The following is a 1,293-nucleotide window of genomic DNA, read 5'->3' as shown; positions in this document are numbered from 1 at the left end:
CGCAGCGACCGCCAGGGACTCCTGACATGGCCGGTGACCTCGGAAGCGTCCTGGAGGACTTCCTGCGCCGGTCCCGCCACCTCGAGCCGGACGACCTGCCCGGCGAGGTGACCCGCATGATCGTGCGGCTCGGCGCACGCCGGGCCGAGATGCACCTTGCCGACCACGACCAGATGGAGCTGCGCGCCCTCACCGCGCCGGGCGCCGACCAGACCGAGCCGAAGCCGATCGACAGCACGGTGGCCGGCCGGGTCTTCCGCGCCGAGGAGCCCGCCGAGCTGCCCGAGGGTGACGGCACCCGCCTGCTGCTGCCCATGATCAACGGCAGCCATCGCATCGGCGTGCTGGACGTGGTGCTGCCGGACGGCCGGGACGCCGGCACCGAGCGGTGGCTGCGGGTGGCCGACCTGGTGACCGACGTGCTCGTGGCCAAGTCCGCCTACGGCGACCGCATCGCGGTCACCCAACGCCGTCGGCCGATGGCGCTGCGCGCCGAGGCCCAGCGCATGCTGCTGCCACCGCTGACGCTGACCAGCGCCCGGCTGATCGTCACCGGCCTCCTCGTCCCCTCCTACGAGGTGGCCGGGGACCTGTTCGACTACGCGGTCAGCGACGACACGCTGCACTTCGCGGTCCTTGACGCGATGGGGCACTCGCTCAGCGCCACGCTCACCGCCGCGGTGGCGATCGCGGCGTACCGCAACAGCCGGCGGGGCGGCGGGTCGCTGGTCGAGCACTGGCAGGCCGCCGACGACGCGGTGGCGCAGGAGTTCGGGGGCGAGCGGTTCGCGACGGTGGTCTTCGGCGAGCTCGACCTCCAGACCGGGTCCGTGCGCTCGATCTCGGCTGGCCACCCATCGGCGTTGCTCGTGCGGGACAACCGGGTCGTCGCCCGCTGCGCGGACGATCCGACCCTGCCCGTCGGGCTGGGCGGCGATGCGCCAGCCGTGACCGAGACCAACCTCCAGCCGGGGGACCGCCTGCTGCTGTTCACCGACGGCATCGTGGAGGCGCGCTCCCACGAGGGCGAGTTCTTCGGCGAGGAGCAATTGGTCGAGCAGGTCGGCCGGGAGCTCGACACTGGCTTCCCGGCGCCCGAGGCGGTCCGGCGCATCGTGCGCAACGTGATCGACCACCAGGACGGCAGGATGCGCGACGACGCCACACTGGTCCTGGTCGAGTGGAAGGGTCGTGACCGGTCCCGGGAGCAATTGTCACCGCCGTCGCCCTAGTCGCCCCGGCCCCGCGCCTCCCGCCGGCCCCCGCCCCGGCCCCCGCGCGGCCCCGCGCCTC

At 73.8% G+C, this 1,293-nt stretch carries 1 protein-coding gene; it reads left to right on the top strand.

Annotated elements, in window-relative coordinates; translation table 11 throughout:
* A partial coding sequence (locus WD250_06350; protein ID MEX2619823.1) for a PP2C family protein-serine/threonine phosphatase occupies nucleotides 1–1,232 on the top strand: 1,232 nt, incomplete at its 5' end.
* Nucleotides 1,233–1,293 lie beyond the last annotated feature (61 nt).

This window comes from Egibacteraceae bacterium, from assembly GCA_040905805.1.
Taxonomy (GTDB): domain Bacteria; phylum Actinomycetota; class Nitriliruptoria; order Euzebyales; family Egibacteraceae; genus DATLGH01.
This window is presented reverse-complemented; position numbering and strand designations above follow the sequence as displayed.